Origin of the sequence: Sphingomonas sp. IC081, from assembly GCF_006874585.1 — a bacterium.
Taxonomy (GTDB): domain Bacteria; phylum Pseudomonadota; class Alphaproteobacteria; order Sphingomonadales; family Sphingomonadaceae; genus Novosphingobium.
Genome location: NZ_CP029764.1, coordinates 13,373 through 31,695 on the forward strand (window position 1 = coordinate 13,373; position 18,323 = coordinate 31,695).

Annotated in this window: 14 protein-coding genes; 13 read left to right on the top strand and 1 reads right to left on the bottom strand. The window is 61.4% G+C overall.

Features of this window, described 5'->3' with window-relative positions; all coding sequences use genetic code 11:
* From DM450_RS23895 to DM450_RS23905, 3 genes are read left to right on the top strand one after another with little or no spacing between them, the layout of a single operon-like run.
* Positions 1 to 2,181, top strand: a complete 2,181-nt coding sequence (locus tag DM450_RS23895) for a DNA topoisomerase 3 (protein WP_086485397.1) — start codon at positions 1 to 3, stop codon at positions 2,179 to 2,181.
* Positions 2,178 to 2,429 carry a conjugal transfer protein gene (locus DM450_RS23900; RefSeq protein WP_054944723.1) on the top strand — a complete coding sequence of 84 codons (252 nt, stop codon included), beginning with the start codon at positions 2,178 to 2,180 and terminating at the stop codon, positions 2,427 to 2,429. The genes DM450_RS23895 and DM450_RS23900 overlap by 4 nt, the downstream gene beginning before the upstream one ends.
* Positions 2,430 to 2,448: 19 nt before the next feature.
* Entirely contained in the window at positions 2,449 to 5,808 is a 3,360-nt protein-coding gene (locus tag DM450_RS23905; protein WP_142639843.1) for a zincin-like metallopeptidase domain-containing protein, read from the top strand.
* 421 nt (positions 5,809 to 6,229) lie between these two features.
* Here DM450_RS23905 and DM450_RS23915 read toward each other — a convergent pair whose 3' ends face one another.
* Positions 6,230 to 7,579 carry an IS1380-like element ISSp1 family transposase gene (locus DM450_RS23915; RefSeq protein ID WP_013039775.1) on the bottom strand — a complete coding sequence of 450 codons (1,350 nt, stop codon included), beginning with the start codon at positions 7,577 to 7,579 and terminating at the stop codon, positions 6,230 to 6,232.
* A 426-nt stretch (positions 7,580 to 8,005) separates the two neighbouring features.
* Between DM450_RS23915 and DM450_RS23920 the strand changes: the two genes are divergently transcribed.
* The 10 genes from DM450_RS23920 (at position 8,006) to DM450_RS23965 (ending at position 18,303) form a co-directional block, all read left to right on the top strand.
* Positions 8,006 to 8,593: a TerD family protein gene (locus DM450_RS23920; protein ID WP_142639845.1), complete on the top strand. Its 588-nt coding sequence runs from the start codon at positions 8,006 to 8,008 to the stop codon at positions 8,591 to 8,593.
* Between the two features lie 51 nt (positions 8,594 to 8,644).
* Positions 8,645 to 9,844, top strand: a complete 1,200-nt coding sequence (locus DM450_RS23925) for a TerD family protein (protein WP_142639847.1) — start codon at positions 8,645 to 8,647, stop codon at positions 9,842 to 9,844.
* 71 nt (positions 9,845 to 9,915) lie between these two features.
* A complete protein-coding gene (locus tag DM450_RS23930) occupies positions 9,916 to 11,082 on the top strand; it encodes a DUF475 domain-containing protein (RefSeq protein ID WP_142639850.1) in 1,167 nt (388 codons plus the stop codon).
* Between the two features lie 60 nt (positions 11,083 to 11,142).
* Positions 11,143 to 12,279 (top strand): TerD family protein, encoded by a 1,137-nt coding sequence (locus tag DM450_RS23935; protein ID WP_142639852.1) that lies wholly within the window; start codon positions 11,143 to 11,145, stop codon positions 12,277 to 12,279.
* A 76-nt stretch (positions 12,280 to 12,355) separates the two neighbouring features.
* Complete coding sequence (locus tag DM450_RS23940) at positions 12,356 to 12,928, top strand: TerD family protein (protein ID WP_142639854.1); 573 nt, start codon at positions 12,356 to 12,358, stop codon at positions 12,926 to 12,928.
* A gap of 72 nt (positions 12,929 to 13,000) precedes the next feature.
* Positions 13,001 to 13,582 carry a TerD family protein gene (locus DM450_RS23945; RefSeq protein ID WP_142639856.1) on the top strand — a complete coding sequence of 194 codons (582 nt, stop codon included), beginning with the start codon at positions 13,001 to 13,003 and terminating at the stop codon, positions 13,580 to 13,582.
* Between the two features lie 135 nt (positions 13,583 to 13,717).
* On the top strand, positions 13,718 to 15,022 hold the full coding sequence (locus DM450_RS23950) for a VWA domain-containing protein (RefSeq protein ID WP_260610730.1): 1,305 nt from the start codon (positions 13,718 to 13,720) through the stop codon (positions 15,020 to 15,022).
* A gap of 49 nt (positions 15,023 to 15,071) precedes the next feature.
* Complete coding sequence (locus DM450_RS23955) at positions 15,072 to 16,070, top strand: ATP-grasp domain-containing protein (protein WP_142639860.1); 999 nt, start codon at positions 15,072 to 15,074, stop codon at positions 16,068 to 16,070.
* A 15-nt stretch (positions 16,071 to 16,085) separates the two neighbouring features.
* Positions 16,086 to 17,225, top strand: a complete 1,140-nt coding sequence (locus tag DM450_RS23960) for a S1C family serine protease (protein ID WP_260610725.1) — start codon at positions 16,086 to 16,088, stop codon at positions 17,223 to 17,225.
* 10 nt (positions 17,226 to 17,235) lie between these two features.
* Complete coding sequence (locus DM450_RS23965; protein ID WP_142639863.1) at positions 17,236 to 18,303, top strand: DUF4236 domain-containing protein; 1,068 nt, start codon at positions 17,236 to 17,238, stop codon at positions 18,301 to 18,303.
* Positions 18,304 to 18,323: the final 20 nt, after the last annotated feature.

Genomic DNA, 18,323 nt, shown 5'->3' on the forward strand with positions numbered 1-18,323 from the left:
ATGAGCGGAGAGATCATCGTCATTGCCGAAAAGCCCGAACTCGCGCGGGCCATTGCCGAGGGCCTTGGAGGAGGGGCGCGACAAGACGGCTTCATAGATTGCGGCCGTCATTATGTGACGTGGGCGATTGGCCACATGCTTGAGCTAGTGGACCCGCAAGACCCGTGGAACATGGCGGCGCTGCCGATCAGCTTCATCCCGTGGGAAAAGCGGCCCGTTGCCAAGACGAGCGCCCAGCTCTGCACGATCGGCAAACTCCTCAAATCGGCGCGGAGCGTCATTCACGCGGGCGACCCCGACGATGAGGGCCAGCTTATCGTTGACGAGATTCTGCAATGGGCCGGAAGCCGGTTGCCGGTCCAACGCCTGCTAATCAATGACAACAATCTAAAGGTTGTGCAGCGGGCCTTGGCCTCCATGCGGGATAACCGCGAATATGCCGGGTTATCCGCGTCGGCCGAGGCGCGCAGCGTGGGCGATTTGCTCTATGGCGTGAACATGACCCGCGCCTATACCCTCGCGGCGCAGGCGCGGGGGTTTCAGGGCGTTCTTAGTGTCGGTCGCGTGCAGACCCCAATCTTGGGCCTTGTCGTCCGCCGCGACCGCGATTTTGAGGCCCACACCAAGAGCCATTACTACACGGTATCGGGGCAGTTCAGTTTCGCCGGGCAGACCTTCCCCGCGCGTTACCAGATCGGGGAGGGCGACCCTGTTGATGAGCAGCGCCGCTTGATCGACCGCAATTTCGCGACGGCCGTAGCCGGGGCGGTGCAGGGGCAACCGGCTCGCATCGCCAGCGCCAAAACCACCGCGAAAGAGGCAGCGCCGCCGCTGCCCTACAATCTCTTGAAGCTGCAAACCGATGCCGCGCGGAAATTCGGCTACAAGCCCAATCAGGTGAAGGACATTACGCAGGCGTTGCGGGAGAAGCATCGCCTTATCACCTACAACCGCAGCGACAGCGAATATTTGAGCGATGAGCAGCACGCCGACGCCCCCGGCGTGCTGGCGGCCGTCGCCGCGACGGTCCCGATGCTGGCAGCGATCGCGCAGCGCGCGGACCCGTCGATAAAAAGCCGGGCCTTCAACTCGCAGAAGGTTTCCGCGCATCACGCCATCATTCCGACCGAAGCCACGGCCGACTTTGCCGCGCTGACAGAGCCGGAGCAGCGTATCTATATGCTGATCGCGCGCGCCTATGTCGCGCAGTTCTGGCCCGCGAACCAATATGACCAGACCGAAATCGAGATAGAGGTTGCGGGCCACGCCTTTTCCGCGCGGGGCAAGGTTGTGACCAAGCCGGGTTGGACGGTCCTCTATAAGAACGATGTAGGTAATGAGGATATTGCCGAGGACGAGGACACCCTTTCGGCCGACTTGCGTTCGATCGCGTCGGGCATGGCCGGGCAATGCCTTTCGGCCAGCGCCGACCAGCAGGAAACCAAGCCCAAGCCGCTCTATACGATGGCCACGCTTTTGACCGACCTAACGCGGGTGGCGAAATATGTTCGGGACGAGCGGCTTAGGAAACTCCTGATCGAGAAGGACAAGGGGAAGGCGGGTGAGCATGGCGGAATTGGAACCCCGGCGACCCGCGACAGCATCATAGCCACGCTTTTCGATCGCGGGTTTTTGGTCGAGAAGGGCAAGAATATCGTCAGTTCCCCGCAGGCGCGTGCCTTCTATGACGCCTTGCCCGATCAGGCGAAGTTCCCTGACATGACCGCCATTTGGCACGAACAGCAGCGCGCGATTGCCGAGGGCAAGAGCGATACCATGACATTCGTTCGCGGACTGGCCGATTATGTCGGCCGCGAGGTCGCACGGGTGAAAGAGCAGGGCCTTGCCATAGCGATCGACGCGCCGCCTTGCCCGTCATGTTCCAAGCCGCTGCGCCGGATCAAAGGGAGCAAGGGCTATTTTTGGTCCTGCACCGGCTATGCCGACGGCTGCAAATTCACCGCCAACGACAAGGCGGGCAAGCCGGAACTGGCGAAGGCTCCCGCGCCCGTGCCGTCGCAGCAGCACAAATGCCAAGCGTGCGGCGCTGGCCTAGTGCGGCGTCCTTCCGCGAAAAAGAAGGGGGCCTTCTGGTGGAGTTGCAGCGCCTATCCCGGCTGCAAGCAGACCTATTTCGACAACAAGGGACAGCCCGATTTCAGCAAAGGAGAACGAGCATGACGGATCAGCCCAAGGCGCAGGACGCGCCCACCCTTGACGAGCTGGTGGCGCGCAAACTTGCCGACGCCGAGATTCCCGGCGCGGTTGTCGAGTTCGACCCGGAGGAAGCAGAGCGGGCAGGGGCCTTTGTCGAGGACGCCATGAGCGAGGCCGACGCGCGCGAGGCCGAGGAAGGGCTTGATGGTGACGCGGCACCGATCGCCACGGAACGCGGCGAATTGATCGCGGCAGCGCGCAACGCGAATTGATCTAGGGGAGGGCGAGGACATGGCCGAGGAGAAGAAGCCCTTTCACCAGCGGGTTGCCGACAAGCTGATAGAGCAGTTGAAGCAGGGCACCGCCCCTTGGCAGAAGCCTTGGGAGACAACCGGCAGCAGCGGATTGCCGTTCAATCCAACGACCGGGAAACGCTATCGCGGCGTCAATGTCCTCAATCTCATGTCCGAGGGCCGGGCTGATAATCGCTGGCTGACCTACAAGCAGGCCGCCGCCCAAGGCGCACAGGTGCGGAAGGGCGAGAAAGGCTCCCTTGTCCAATACTGGCAGTTCGAGGAGGAACGGGTAGTTCGGGACGAGAGCGGTAAGCCCGTGCTGGACGCCGAGGGCCGCCAGAGGAAAGAGAAGGTCGAGCTTGAGCGGCCCCGCGCATTTTATGCCGTGGTGTTCAACGCCGAGCAGATCGACGGGCTTCCACCTATCGCCACCACTACGCATGAGTGGAATCCGGTGGACCGGGCCGAGGCCATCTTGCAGGCGTCGGGCGCGAAAATCACCGAAGAAGCGGGCGACCGCGCCTTTTACCGGCCTTCGACCGACAGCATCACCTTACCGTTGCGCAGCCAGTTTCCGAGCGCGGATCGCTTCTACGCCACGGCGCTGCACGAGCTGGGGCACTGGACCGGCCACCCCAACCGCCTTGACCGGGATTTGGCGCACCCGTTCGGTTCGGAAGGCTATGCCCGCGAAGAATTGCGAGCCGAGATTGCGAGCCTCATAACCGGGCAGGAATTGCAGATCGGCCACGACCCGGAGCAGCACGCGGCCTATGTCGGATCATGGATCAAAGTCCTTGAGGAAGACCCGCTTGAGATTGTCCGCGCCGCATCGGACGCCGAGAAGATTCACACCTATGTTCTGGCGCTGGAACAAAAGCTGATTCAGCAGGTCGAGCAGGCGCAGGACCATACGCGATATTTCGTCAGCAATGAGAATACGCTTTGCTATCAGCAGCCGGGCATGACGATGCTTGGCGTCCTCGCCAGCAATATAGACGGGCGCAACCCGATTAACGGGCCATTCTATGCCAGTCCGCTAGATCAAATCCGGCCTGCTACGCGCGAGGATTTTGATAGGTTCCGCGTGACTTTGCCGCCAGACTTCCAGCAGGCACCGGAGCAGCGCCAGAATGATCTTGATGAGGGCGATCGGCTTGCGGTCGCGGCCGTGGCCGAGACGGTTCAAGCCTATGAGGAGTGGCAGAACGGCCCCCATTTCGATGGGAACGAGGAAGCGGACCTAGTAATATCCGATGACCTCAACATGGAGCTGGACGATCGTATCAAGGCCGCCTTCGCCAGACCGGCGCTTGCAGCGGCGCTTAATGATTCCGGGTTTACGGTCGAGCGGCTGACAGACCATAGCGGCGACAGATGGGCCGCCGCAGCCGGGGCCGTTGCCGCCATAGGCGATTCTATACCGGACCCGCAGCAGCACTATTCCGACCGCACTTTGCACGCGCTGATCGACAAGCACGGTTGGGAGCCGGTTGATAGTGGCGGGCCGATGCACACCGTTCGACGGCAATTTGAGGGCGTCGGGCCGATCGGCACGATGATAACCCCGAACGGCGAGCGAAACCTTATGGCGGGCTATTCCGCCGATAGCGAGCGCCGCCGCTATATCGCCTTGTCCCTTGGGCCGAACCAGATCAGCGATTTTGATGGCCGCGACCAGAACCCGGAGGAGATTGCCCGCCTTATCAATTTGAAGGCGGAGCAATATGCCGATGAGCGCCGCGAGCGGCAGGGCTTGGCCCCGCTTTATGCGGTCAATTCGCCATCCTTGGACATTGACGCGACTGACCACCGGGACGCCGCGCCAGCGCCTTCCACCCGCACATATCTTGCGGTCCCCTATCGGGAGAAGGACGAGGCGAAAGCCTTGGGCGCAAAGTGGGATAAGGCCGAAAAATCATGGTATGTCCCGGCAGGCGCTAATGTCGAGCCGTTCCAGAAATGGCTTTCAAGCGCCGTAGAGGCACCCGCAGAAGATATAGGCCAATCGCTCCCCGGCGAGCGCGCGCAGCGCCCCACGGCCCCGGAGCAGCCGCAGGAAGGGCATACGATGAAGGAAACCCCGCGACAGACGCGCGAATATCTGGCGGTGCCTTATGGCGAACGAACCCTTGCCAAAGCCAACGGCGCGAAATGGGATGCCGCGCGCAAGAGCTGGTATGCGCCGGAGGGCGCAGACCCGGAGAAGCTGGCGCGCTGGAAAATAGACAATCAGCCGCGCCAGCAGGAGGCGAAAAGCCCGGAGGTCGAGTTTGCCGACGCCATGAAATCCCTTGGCCTTGAGGTTCCCGCAGGGCACCCGATGATGGACGGGAAGACCCACCGCGTTCCCGCAGCGGGGGACGGCAAAGGCGAGGCGGCGGGCTTCTACGTCGCGTTCACCGATGGCCACCCCGCAGGCTATATCAAGAACAACCGTTCAGGGCTGGATATGCGCTGGAAAAGCACCGGCTACACCTTGAGCGAGGAGGAGAAGGCCCGCTTGAACGCCGAGGCGGCCACCAAGCGCGAGGAGCGCGATCGGGAACGGACGGCGACATATGACGCGACGGCCGAGCGCGTGCAGCAGCGCGCCGCGCAATGCCGTCAGATCGAGCAGGCAACGCCCTACATGGAGAGGAAGGGCATTGCGCCGACGATCGGCGCGCTCGCCAGCGCCAGCGATAATACAATCCACCTTCCGGCGATCGACACCAGCGGCAAGCACTGGACGACGCAATATATTCAGGAAGACGGCACGAAGCGTTTTGCGAAGGAGAGCCACAAGGAAAGCTGTTTCCATGTGGTCAACGGGGGCGTGACGCCGCAGGCCGCACTAGCCGCGCTCGACAAGGCCCCGCGCATTATGATTGGCGAAGGCTACGCGACGATGGCGACCGTCTCTAGCGTGGTGGACCATGCGACCGTCGCGGCGTTCGATTCCGGCAACCTTCCCGCCGTCGCAGCCGCGTTGCGCGAGCATTACCCCGACAAGCCGATTTTCATCATGGGCGAGGACGATCAGCGCGTCTTGGAGAAATTCGGCTACAATCCCGGCAAGGAGAAGGCGACCCAAGCGGCGCAGGCCGTGAACGGCGTTCCGGTCTTCCCGACCTTCGCCCCCGGCGAGCAGCAGGCCGACCCGGCACGCTTCACCGACTTCAACGACTTGCAGCAGAACAGCCGCTTGGGCCGTGAAGGCGTGGTGCGCCAGATCAGGGCGGCGATCGAGAACCCGCGTCAGCAGGAGCGGGAGGCTCCCCGGATCGAGCTGGACGACGAACGCGAAAGGAAGCGTTCCGGGCCGGTTATCGGAGACGATCGACCGGCCCAGCGCCGCAGCGTTCGACGCTAGATCAAGCGGAAACCAGCTTCCTAGAATAGTCGAGGGAACGGAGCGCGGTTTTGAGATGGAAGGCGGTTATGTCGTCGTCCATCTCCACCGCGATAACGAGGCTTTCCCGCGCGAGGTCTATAGCGTGGAGGAGGCCGCGATATTGTTCATCGCTCAGGTCCGTGTCTCGCATTGTTCTCGCAGTTCGCGGGGCCTCCGCTTCATCCACGGTCAGGGTGACAGGCTCCCGATCGTCATGGCCTTCGGCCTCTAGCCTCTCTTATTCACGACGCTCGGTTTCGGGCCCGCTCTGGGCATTTGCTGCGGCTGGCTGTATTGCGCGGACGACCGGCATCGCTGGCGTTTGTTTCACCGCATTCGGATTGATGGGCTTTTCGGGTTGAAGGGCTGGGCTCGGAGTTCTGCGGCGCTGCCGCATGGGCTACGTCGGCGCAGGCTTCAGCCGGAGAACGAGGGCGCGGAACAGGTCGGCATCCGGACAGGCGGAAGCGAAGGCAATGCGGATGCGGCTAGCACTTTCTACGACGCGCGCAGCGACCTTGAGCAGCCGCAGGCGCAAGGTGGTAAACTCCGCGCTTGCCAGAGCAGCGGTCCTGGGCATCGCCTGCTGGATGCGCCATAGCAGCCAGTATGCGGCAGTGTGCAGTATCAGGCGCATCTGATTGGCATTGGCCGAGCGGCACGAGGTTCGGTCGCTGGCGAGCTGGGACTTGTGGCGCTTGATCAGGTTCTCGGCCTGACCACGCGCGCAGTAGAGCGTGTCGTAGATGTGCTCGGCCGATCCTGTTGCCAACGAGGTGACGACATAGCGGATGTCCATGCCCAGCGTGCTGGCCTCGATCCGTGCAACGACGCGACGCTGGCACTTCCAGGTCTTTGCCCCATAGCGGGTCTCGGCATAGTTGCGCAGGACGGGACACTGACGCTGGGCGCGCTTGACCGCGCAGGCATCGGCGACCGCAACAATGGCGGGATCGGCGCGCAGCGCTGAATTGGTGGGCAGGCCGAACACGTAATCGACGCGGGCCGCATCGCAGTAGGCCATGACCTCGGGTCGACCATAGTGCCCGTCGCCGCGGATAGTGATGTGGGTATCGGGCCAATTACGGCGCAGGTGACGCACCAGGCGTCGGATGTGCCCCGCCGCCTCCTTTCCAGAAGGCGTCTTGCCTGTGCGCAGCAGCATGGCCACCGGCCTGCCGGTCGCGGTGTCGTAGATATGGATCGGTAGGAAGCAGCGCTCCCCATGATGCCCGTTCCAGAACGAGAGCTGTTGATAGCCATGCACGACGTCGCACGTGTCGTCGATATCCAGCGTGACCGCTGTCGGAGGGGCGGGATAGCTGGCGCAGTAGATGTCGATCATCGCGGCCATCATGCTGGCCAGTTCGCGCGTAGTCGGTGCATTTTCCCACCGGCTCATCGTCGGTTGGCTGGCCAGCCCCGCGCCCGATTCCGGCAGCTTGCCGAGCGCCAGGCGGAAGCCTGGATCGTCGCGCAGAGCATCGAGATCATCGGCATCCTCATAGCCGCACGCAATCGCGAACACACGGGCACGCAGAATGTCATCCAGGCGATGGATCACCCGCGCTGGATCGCGCGGATCGGCAATACAAGCCGCCAGGCGCTGGCAAATCCCCATCGCGCGCTCGGCCTGTGCAAGCAGTAGAACACCGCCATCCGAGGTAAGCCGGCCACCGTCGAACGCAGCTGTGATTTTCTTGCGGCCGACTGCTGGGAATCCAAATGAGCTTGCGATATCATCGTTCATGGCGGGTGTGGCCCGTGGCATTTTCTGCCCTGCGGCAGGTTCGGCTTAGACACCCAGTTCCTAATTCAGATCAGAGGCTTACGCCACTCCCGCCAACCCTTCAGGACACTTTTGGTGAATAAGGCGGGTTAGCCGGGGCCTGGACATACGCATCCGCCACCCGACCGAAGAGCTCTTCGACCAGCATCACCATCTTTTCCGGGAAATATCCGGATTGCCCTGCACCATCCCGCTGAGTGATCGAGAACGAAAAAAATTACTGGGCGGATCCCGCAGGACATGGTTAAAGATCAGCAGCGTATTTCAGGGGGAATTCGTGAAATCTTAAGTTGTTACGACAATCCTACCGCAGTGCGGACAGGCGCGGGATTAACATGCCAAAAGTTTAGAGACTTCAGCCAAAGTTAGAATGAGGAAAGTATATCAATGACGGTGACCCTGCAGAAGAACTCGAGCGTCAGCCTCCAGAAGCAAGCCGGCAGCGCCCTGACAGGTATTACTTTGGGCGTGGGCTGGGACGTGGCCAGCAGCGGCGGGATGATGAGCAAGCTCTTCGGCGGTGGCCAGAGCGGCAGCATCGACCTAGACGCATCCTGCATTCTCTTCGACGGCAACGGCAAGCCGCTCGACATCGTCTATTTCGGTCAGCTCAACAGCAAGGACGGTTCGGTTCGTCACAGCGGCGACAACCTCACCGGTGAAGGCGATGGCGATGATGAATCGATCGCCATCGATCTGACCCGGCTGCCGGGCCTGGTCGAAACACTGGTTCTGACTGTGAACTCCTTCCGGGGCCAGACCTTCGACAAGATCCAGAACGCCTATGGCCGCGTCGTGAACTCAAACGGCAAGGAACTGGCGCGCTTCGACATCTCGGACTCCGGCCCGCACACCGGCCTGGTCCTTGCGAGCGTCACGCGCAATGGCGGCGATTGGACGTTCAAGGCCATCGGCGCCCGTGCAACTGGCCGGACGGCTCATGACCTGACGGCCGAGGCCGCTCGCCACATCTGATGCCTTTTGGCGGGGAGACTAAAACTCCCCGCCTTCATTCTGGAGTAACGCATGCAGCTGCAGCGGGGGGAAAAGCGCGGCCTGTCTGATCTTGGTGTCGGCAATCGTCTGACGATCAAGGTGGATTTTGGCCTCGAAGGCGTCGATATCGCAGCCTTCGGCCTCAACAAGGAAAAGAAGATTGGGGACGACCGCTATGTCGTTCTCTTCTCCAACACGCGCACGCCGGAGGGAGCCGTCACGCTCATTCCGACATCAGACAGTGCCGTCTTCAACATCGACCTCGACCAGCTGCCAGTGGCCGTGGATCGGATCGTATTTACCGCGACCCATGATATGCGCCCGATCGCTGAATCCCGGCCACTGACTGTCACGATTGACGGTTCCAAGGCGATGTTCAACGTCGCAGAGCATCTCTCGTCCGAAAAGGCCGTGATGCTGATCGAGCTTTATCGCCACAGCTCCGGCTGGAAGGTTGGCACGATGGCCGCCGGCTTTGCAGCAGGGCTGGCCGCTCTCATCGAGCATTTCGGCGGGGAAGTAGCTGGAACCCCTTCGCCTGCGCCCACGCCGACGCCGGCCGCGCCTCCGCCGCCCCCGCGTCCTGCTGCGCCGCCTCCACCTCCGCCACCACCGGCAGCGCCTGTCTCGTTGAAGAAGATCACGCTGGAGAAATCCAATCCATCGGTCAGCCTCAAGAAGACCGGTTCGACATTCGGCGAGATCATCCTCAACCTGAACTGGAACCAGGGCGAAGCGAAGCGCGGCTTCTTCGGCGGCGGGTCCAAGAAGGTCGACCTGGACCTCGGCGTCATGTTCGAGATGCATGATGGCTTCAAGGGCTGCATTCAGGCACTCGGCGAGAGCTTCGGCTCATTCGACTTCGCACCTTGGATTGAGCTCTCCGGCGATGACCGCACCGGCTCGGTAGCAACAGGGGAAACGATCCGGGTCAACGGCCGCTTCTTCGACCAGATCAAGCGGATCGGCGTGTTCGCCCTGATCTACGACGGCGTGCCCAACTGGCGCCAGACCGACGGCATCGTCCGGATGAACATCCCGGGGCAGCCTGAGATCGAGGTACAGATGAATGAAGGGGATGATAACCGCCGTCTCTGCGGTATCGCCCTCATCGATAACGTGGGGGGAAACCTGCAGATGAAGCGCCATATGAAATATTATCGCGACCAGAAGCAGTTCGCCGACGACATCGGCATTCGCCTGCGCTGGACAGCCGGTTCGAAGGATTGAGCCGGCCACCTCATCGTTTCACATTTTTGCGGCAGGATTGACCAGATCCAGCCGTCCCACAGGGGGTATAAATGAAGAATTTCACAGGGTCATTGGCGTTTACCGTCTTTGCCCTCATTGCAGCCGGCTTCGTCGGTTACAGTGAGTCCGGGCTGCTCAGCGGCGCCCTTTCCATGGCTTTCCTCGCGCTGGTTCTTGGCGTCATGGAAACCTCGCTCAGCCTCGACAACGCGGTCGTCAACGCCACCGTCCTCAAGGACATGGATGAGGTTTGGCGCCGCCGCTTCCTCACCTGGGGCATGCTGATCGCCGTCTTTGGCATGCGCATCATTTTCCCGATCCTGATCGTCTCCTTCTCGGCCTTCGTTTGGCCCTGGGAAGCCGCACGCATCGCGGTCACCGACCATGAACTCTATGAGCAGATCGTCACCGGCGCCCATGTGGGCATTTCCGGCTTTGGCGGCGCGTTCCTGATGCTGGTCGGCCTCAGCTTCTTCTTCGACGATGAGCGTGAGCATCATTGGCTCGGCTTCATCGAAGGGCCGCTGTCGGCGTTCGCCAAGATCCCTTACTCGCCCTACATCGCCACTGTCGCGATCGTTGCCGGCCTCTCCTTCCTCGTCCACGGTCATGAACAGCAGACCTTCCTGATTGCCGGCCTCGCCGGCGTTGTGGTCTACTTCCTGGTGCAGTGGTTCGGCGACCTGGTAGGCGGCGAAGAAGATGCGACGGGTGCGGTCGTTCGTTCCGGCGCTGGCGCGTTCCTCTACCTTGAGGTTCTGGACGCATCCTTCTCATTCGACGGCGTCATTGGCGCGTTCGCGATCACCAACAACATCATCCTGATCGCTCTGGGCCTCGGCATCGGCGCCTTCTTCGTCCGCTCGATGACCATCGCGCTGGTGAAGGGCGGCCATCTGGCTGAATTCCGCTTCCTCGAACCGGGCGCTTTCTACGCGATCATCGCTCTGGGCATGATCATGCTGCTGAGCATCCGGATCGAGACGCCGGAAGTCGTCACCGGCCTGCTTGGCGCAGCCATCCTGGCGCTCTCGCTCTGGGCATCGGTTCGCCACCGCAAGCGCTTCCCGCATGAATATGAGGAAGGCGGTGAAGCCGAGGCCATTCTGCCCACCGGCCAGGTCATCGCCGGCGCCCACACCGCAGGTGCCGACGCAGTCGAGCAGGCCAGCCCGGCTGCTGCTCCGACCGGCAACCCTGGTCCGCAGACGGCATGATCGAGCAACGGGGCGCCGGCCGGCGCCCCGTCACATCACCTCCAGACATACGCAAGAGCCATGCAGCTTCAAAAAGGCGCTAACGCCGAGATCGATAGCAATATCGTGGAAATCAGCTGGCACGCCACTCCCGGCAAAGCCGAGGTGGACGTCTCGGCCTATCTTTTGACCGCCGCGCGCAAGGTCGAAGGTGATGCTGGCATGGTTTTTTATGGCCAACGCAGCGTCCCGGGTGCAAATCTCACGATCTATCAGGAACAGCGCGCAGCGGTTTTCGAGATCAACCCGGCCACACTGCCTGCGACCATCGAGACCATCGCTTTCTGCGTGGCGCTGGACACAGCCCAGGATCCGGCGCGCCGCCTTGCCGACGTCGGCGCTCTCAAAATGCAGATGGGATCGAACAGTTTCGAAATTCCGCTGGCGGGCATGTCCGAGCAGGCTCTCATCATCTGTGAAGTCTATAAGCGCAACGGCGCTTTCAAGGTGCGGGCTGTCGGTCAGGGTTTCAACGGCGGATTAGCCCCTCTAGCGACCAATTTCGGCGTGGATGTTGAAGGCGCCAATGAGCAAGCGCCCGCGCCAGTAGCCGCCCCGTCCACACCAGTGAGCGCTGTGTCCCTCAAGAAGGTCACGCTCGCCAAGAATGAGCGTGTGAGCCTGTCGAAATCGACTGGCAGCATCCGCGCCAAGCTCAAATGGGAAGGACGTGGAAAGGGAGAGGGCGACCTCGACCTTTATTGCTTCTACGTCCTCAAGGACGGGACCTGCGGCAAGGTTTACTGGAAGGACATGGGGCGCTCTCACGCGCTGCCCTACATCACCCTGTCGGGAGATTCTCAGGTAGCTGGTGAAGAAGAAATAGTCCTGCATCGTCCGGACGAGCTTCGCTACGCCCTGTTTGGCGCTTACAGCGCCGTCAGCAACGGAGCTGGCTCCTTCGAGAGCTATCGTCCCAAGCTCATCTTCTACGGTCAGGATGGCAGCGAGGTTACCGTCCCGCTGCTCAATCCCAACCGAACCTCCTACTGGGTCGCCATTACCCATCTCGATATCGATCGCGAGATCGTCATCCAGCATGTCGAGACATATGGGAAGAGCGGCCGAGCCTTTGTCGCCGCCGAACGGGCGCCCCGCCTTCATGCGGATGGCACCTGGGACATCAGCAAGGGGGCAATCGAATTCAAGCGCAAATAGCTTGATCATCTCTCGCGTGCTGCTGGGCGGGCGCCGCGCGGAACCACCAACGCCAAAATGAAAGGACGTTTGAAACATGGCAATTTCGCTTTCCAAGGGTGGCAATGTCAGCCTGTCGAAGGAAGATCCGACTCTCGACGAAATCATGATCGGCCTGGGCTGGGACGCGCGCGCCACCGATGGCTCCGACTTCGACCTCGATGCCTCGGCCTTCCTGCTGGCCGCCAGCGGCAAGGTTCGCAGCGACAGTGACTTCGTCTTCTACAACAACAAGGTCGTGGCCGGCGTCGAGCATCAGGGCGACAACCGCACCGGCGCGGGGGAAGGCGACGACGAGCAGATCAAGGTCACGCTGTCGAAACTGCCGGCCGACATCGACAAGGTCGCCATCGTCGTGACCATCCACGAAGGCGAAGCCAAGGGCCAGAGCTTCGGCCAGGTCTCGAACGCGTTCATCCGTCTGGTCAACCAGAAGTCGAACAACGAAGTCGTTCGCTACGACCTTTCGGAAGACGCCTCGGTCGAAACCGCGATGATCCTCGGCGAAGTCTATCGTCACGGCACCGACTGGAAATTCCGTGCCGTCGGTCAGGGCTTCAAGGGCGGCCTTGGCCCGCTCGCGACGAACTTCGGCGTCAACGTCGGCTGATCTGTTCGGGGGCGCAAGCGCGCCCCCGACCTGCCTCATACTTTCAAAACACAGCACCAGCAGGAGTCCTCAATGGCTGTTTCTCTCGTCAAAGGCGGCAACGTTTCGCTCTCCAAGGAGGCTCCGGGCCTCACCTCCGTCACGGTCGGCCTCGGCTGGGACGTGCGCAAGACCGATGGCCAGGCCTTCGACCTCGACGCTTCGGCATTCATCATCGGCGAGACCGACAAGGTGATCTCGGACGCGCACTTCGTGTTCTACAACAACAAGACCTCGCCCGATGGCTCGGTCGTTTATGGCGGCGACAATCGCACCGGTGATGGCGATGGCGACGATGAAACGATCAAGATCGACTTCGCCAAGCTGCCGGCCGACGTGAAGAAGGTCGTGATCGCGGTCACCATCCACGAAGGCGCCGAGCGCAAGCAGAATTTCGGCTCGGTCTCGAACGCCTATGCCCGCGTCATGAACGACGCCGATGGCAAGGAGCTCGCGCGTTTCGATCTGTCGGAAGACAGCAGCACCAACGCCGCCATGATCTTCGTCGAGCTGTATCGCAGCGCGCAGGGCGAGATCAAGGTGAAGGCGATCGGCGAAGGCTGGGAATCGGGCCTGGCGGGCCTGGCCGGCGGCATGGGCGTTAACCTCGGCTGATCCCCATAAAATGGCGAGGCGTACCGGCATAACATGTCGATACGTCCCCCATAAGATGTCGATGCGAACCGCCGGGGCCAGCCTCCGGCGGTTCACTTATCTCTTCCATTCACAGGATATCGAGCCTTGAACCAGATGAACCCCGGCGAAAAGCGTGCGATCGCTGACTTCACCACCAGCGATGTGATCAATGTGATCGTCAGCCATGATCCGGCCGACATCGACATTGCCGCTTTCGGGCTCGATGCTGCCAAGAAAATTGCCGACGACCGCTACACGGTCCTCTTCAGCAACAGTGCCAGCCCTGACAAATCGATCAATATGTCCCGGCTCGACAGCGGCACGCTCTTCTCGGTCTATCCCGAGAAGGTGCCCGCCCATATCGAGCGGATCACGATCACCGCAACCCACGATACGCTCCCGCTGCAACGCGCAACGGTGTTGAAGGCGACGATCAACAATGCCGTCACGATCGATGCCAAACCGCATCTGGGCGACGAAAAAGCGGTCATGCTGCTCGATCTCTACCGCCACAATGGTGCCTGGCGCCTGGGCGCTGTGGTTCAGGGCTTTGCCGGGGGTCTCGGCGCTCTGGTCACCCACTTCGGCGGAGAAGTAGATGACGGGTCGGCTTCATCCCCCGCACCGAGCACCCCTGCGGCTGCTCCCGTTGCCGCTGCTCCTCCATCAGCCCCAGTCTCGCTGAGCAAGGTAGATCTGCGCAAGCAGCAAGTCGGCGTCTCGCTCAAGAAGCTAGGGATCGAGAATGAGAAGGCCGAAGTCCTGTTCGTCATCGACGGCAGCGGCTCCATGGGCACCCTTTACCGCAACGGCACGGTCCAGGAGACGGTGGAACGCATTGCGCCGGTGGCCCTGCGGCTGGATGATGATGGCACCATGGCTACGTGGTTTTATGCCTCCAGCTGCAAGCAGGTCGAGGATCTCACTGCAACAAACCTTGAAGGCTTCGTCGCTCGCACGCTCCCTTCTCCTGGCGCAAAAATCGGCGCCCGCGAAACCGGCAAGAAGGGCTTCTTCGGGGGCGCGATCAAGGAAGGCGGCGACTCCATCGGCTACGGGAACAATGAGCCAGTGGTTATGAATGCCATTCTGGACTCCGAGCCGACCCAGCGCACCAAGCCGCTGCTGATCATTTTTCTGACCGACGGCGGCATCGACGGCTCGACCTCGAAGGAGATCATCGCGATCCTCAAGAGAATATCGAACCGACCGATCTTCTGGCAGTTCGTGGGCGTCGGCAATGCGAACTACGGCGTGTTACGCAAGCTCGACACCATCGAGGGTCGGGTGGTCGATAATGCCGGCTTCTTCAGCGTCGATGATCTCTCACGCATCAGCGACGATCAGCTTTACGACCGCATTCTGTCCGAATTCCCGGCGTGGCTGAAGGCGGCGCGTGCCGCTCGGATCATGCCCTGATCACCCTGTCTTAACCTCAAAAGCACCATCTCTCCTCTAGGACTTTCCCATGCGTATCTGGTTCAATCGCGGCTTCTCCCTTGCTCCTATCTCGGCTGCCATGATCGCAGCCGATCCGACGCTGGAGGTCTATGCGAGTGTGGGCGAGGGCATGCCGACCTATGAAGGGCCGACCGAAACCTGGGTCGAACCCAATTTGCCGGCGGCACAATATGTCGAATGGGCACGGGAGATGGTGATCGCCCGGGGCATCGATATCCTCATTCCGACGCGGTACCGCAAAGCCCTCTCGCAGGCAGACTTGCCGTGCCGGGTTGAACTGCCAGGCTCGATCGAAACCCTCGCGCTGCTCGAGGACAAATATGAGTTCGCGCAGGCGATCGAGGAGGAACCCTTCCACCTGCTGACCACGCCCGTGGCAACCACATGGCAGTTGGAGAGCAGCATCTTCACCTTCCCCCAGGTCCATGGCGAGGACGCTGAACCCTGCGTAAAGCCGCGCAAGGGCGTCAATGGCCTGGGGTTCTGGCACCTGACCAAGGTCAATCCGACCAGCCATCTCCTCAACCCCGACGAGCGGAAGATCCGAGTGGACCTCTACCTCGATGCGATGCGCGCACAGGAGGTGGACGGCCCGATCGACGAACTCGTGCTGATGGAATTCCTGCCGGGCCCAGAGATCTCGTTCGACATTCTCGCGCATCACGGCCGGCTGCTGAAAGCAGTCGCTCGCACGAAACAGGAGAACGGCCGCCAGCGCATTCAGTCCGAGCATCCGCTTAAGGACGCTGCCGCGCGGCTCATCGAGCTGTTCAAACTGCACGGCGTTGTGAACGTCCAGTTCCGGAAGGCCAAGGACGGCAGCTGGAAGGCGCTTGAGATCAACAGCCGTCCAGCCGGCGGCGTTGTCTATGGCGAGAAGGTCGGCGCGCGCATCATTGCAGATTGGGCGGGACTGCTGACCGGACGCCTTACTCCCGACAGCATCGATCGTCGTTCAATCGACACCGAGATCGCCATCTCAAGCACCGTTCTTGAAGTCAGCTAATCGAGGGGGCCTCTGGTGATCACTCCACAACCTGGTCAGCGCATCCAGCTCAACGATAATCCTGAATGTCATATCCGGATCCTGGGGCGCAATGCGGAACGATTGGGCGTCGCAGCGATCAACCTGCAGGGCGCAGTTCTGCCGTTCGAGGAAGGCCAGGAGGGGAACTGGTATCTCTCCTCCTTCGCGTCCCTTGGCGACCAGTTCGAGATCATCGCCTATATTCTCGACGACCGGTCAGGCGGTTTCGTCAATCAGAGCTATCCCATCCAGATGGAGATTTCAGGCGAGCAATATGCGCTGCCTGCTCCAGATGGCCAGCTCGCCGCCATTATCCTGGCCGAAATCTACATGAAATCCGGCACTCGGCGCATGAAGGTTTCGAACGAAGGCTATACCTTCGGCATCGACGCCTATCTGCGCGCCCGTAATCTCCCCTCTGTCGCCATGCCGTTCCGCCAGCAGAGGCGCTCGAGAGAAGAGCAGGATCGGCCCTCGCCCTTCGAGCCCGACCGTCACCGGCCGTCTGCGGAGCCTGGGCAGGTGATCGGGACTGGCAGTGGCATCATCGTTGCGCCCGACCTCATCATCACCAATGCCCATGTGATCGAAGATGGCGAGAGCTTTCGTCAAGGACGAACGCAGAACCTCCTCCGACCGGTCGCAGTCGATCCCAAGCATGATCTTGCGCTGCTCGAAGGCTCCACCAATGGCCAGCCTCTGCCCATGCGCATCGGCGCGCCCATCTGGCTTGGTGAAAGCGTCATGGCTGCCGGCTTTCCCCTGATGGACGTGCTGGGAGCCGATCTTAAGGTCACCACCGGCAACATCTCTGGCCTTGCAGGAAACCACGGCGACATCTCGCGCTTCCAGTTCACTGCCCCCATCGGGTCAGGATCCTCTGGCGGGGCGATCGTCGATGAATATGGCAACTTGGTAGGCGTCACTTCAGCGTCCCTCGCGCATGGCAATATGCGCGAACGGGGTTCGATCTCGGAAAATGTGAACTTCGGCATCCGCAGCAGCTTTGTGTTCGAAATGATCGCGGCCGCCGGCTTCACCGCGCCAATGCTTAGCCACCATTCGGAGAATAATCGCCGCGAGGTCGTCAACCGGCTGCGCGCGAGTGTCGTCAGCATCATCGTCAGCGCCTGAGGGGAGTCTCATGGGTTTTCGCTTCAGCAAACGTATTTCGATCTTGCCGGGGGTCCGGCTCAACCTCAGCGGATCTGGCGCCTCGCTGTCCGTCGGGCCGCGCGGCGCCTCGATCACCATGGGCAAGCGCGGTGTCTATGGCAATGTCGGCATCCCCGGGACCGGGCTGAGCTATCGCGAGCGGCTCGACAAGCCCAGCCGCAGGTCCACATCGAGCCGCCCGCCTGAGGCGCCGACGCCGCCGGAGCCGCAGATCCCCAATGGCCTCGTTGCTCGAATTATCGATGATCAGCTGGTGTTTCTCGATGGAGAGGGCCAGTCCATTGATCCTGCATTGATCCCGCTCATCAAACGGACCATGAAGGACGAATTGCGCGAGTTTCTTCAGGAAAATGTCGAAGCGCGCAATGATGCTGCCACCTCTCTGGCGACCATCCATCTCGACATTCCCCAAACGGTCGGCCAGATCTTGCGCTCCAGCGCTGGAAAGCCAAGCCGGGAACAATTTGCTTCTGGCGAGGATCACATGGCAGCACTCATGGCCTGGCGGGCCGCTCAAGCGAACGCTGGGCCCGATCTCGCTGCGGTCGAAGACGCATTGCTGCAGCGTCTCGGCTCGCTGGAATGGCCCCGTGAAACCAACATCGCGATCTCCTTCAACGGCGGACGGCTACTGCTCGACGTGGACCTCCCAGAAATCGAGGACATGCCCTCGGTCAAATGGTCCGCCGACTTCACACAGCTGGCATTCCGCCCGAAAGAGCTGACCCAGAAGGAGCGCGCAGCTCTCTATCTCGACCATGTCTGCTCGCTGCTGGTGCGGCTCGTCGGCCATTCCATGGCGGTCGCTGAGCATATCCATAAGGTCGCCGTCTCCGCCTACACACAGAGAAGCGGCGCAGTTGGGCAAGAACGAGACGAATATGTGGCTACCTTGTCGGTCGATCGGTCGGCCTGGGGCGAGGTCAATCTTGCCTCGCTTGCGCAGATTGAACCTCAAAATCTGCTCCGGCATCTCGGGGCAAAAATAGAAACCAACAGCAGAGGAATACTGCTGGTCCAGACGCCTCTGACATGATCAAATATATGCAGGCATAC

Excerpts from the sequence above, each read along its gene's own strand:
- DM450_RS23895 (WP_086485397.1), top strand. The coding sequence starts at position 1 with ATGAGCGGAGAGATCATCGTCATTGCCGAAAAGCCCGAACTCGCGCGG.
- DM450_RS23900 (WP_054944723.1), top strand. The coding sequence starts at position 2,178 with ATGACGGATCAGCCCAAGGCGCAGGACGCGCCCACCCTTGACGAGCTG.
- DM450_RS23905 (WP_142639843.1), top strand. The coding sequence starts at position 2,449 with ATGGCCGAGGAGAAGAAGCCCTTTCACCAGCGGGTTGCCGACAAGCTG.
- DM450_RS23915 (WP_013039775.1), bottom strand. The coding sequence starts at position 7,579 with ATGAACGATGATATCGCAAGCTCATTTGGATTCCCAGCAGTCGGCCGC.
- DM450_RS23920 (WP_142639845.1), top strand. The coding sequence starts at position 8,006 with ATGACGGTGACCCTGCAGAAGAACTCGAGCGTCAGCCTCCAGAAGCAA.
- DM450_RS23925 (WP_142639847.1), top strand. The coding sequence starts at position 8,645 with ATGCAGCTGCAGCGGGGGGAAAAGCGCGGCCTGTCTGATCTTGGTGTC.
- DM450_RS23930 (WP_142639850.1), top strand. The coding sequence starts at position 9,916 with ATGAAGAATTTCACAGGGTCATTGGCGTTTACCGTCTTTGCCCTCATT.
- DM450_RS23935 (WP_142639852.1), top strand. The coding sequence starts at position 11,143 with ATGCAGCTTCAAAAAGGCGCTAACGCCGAGATCGATAGCAATATCGTG.
- DM450_RS23940 (WP_142639854.1), top strand. The coding sequence starts at position 12,356 with ATGGCAATTTCGCTTTCCAAGGGTGGCAATGTCAGCCTGTCGAAGGAA.
- DM450_RS23945 (WP_142639856.1), top strand. The coding sequence starts at position 13,001 with ATGGCTGTTTCTCTCGTCAAAGGCGGCAACGTTTCGCTCTCCAAGGAG.
- DM450_RS23950 (WP_260610730.1), top strand. The coding sequence starts at position 13,718 with ATGAACCCCGGCGAAAAGCGTGCGATCGCTGACTTCACCACCAGCGAT.
- DM450_RS23955 (WP_142639860.1), top strand. The coding sequence starts at position 15,072 with ATGCGTATCTGGTTCAATCGCGGCTTCTCCCTTGCTCCTATCTCGGCT.
- DM450_RS23965 (WP_142639863.1), top strand. The coding sequence starts at position 17,236 with ATGGGTTTTCGCTTCAGCAAACGTATTTCGATCTTGCCGGGGGTCCGG.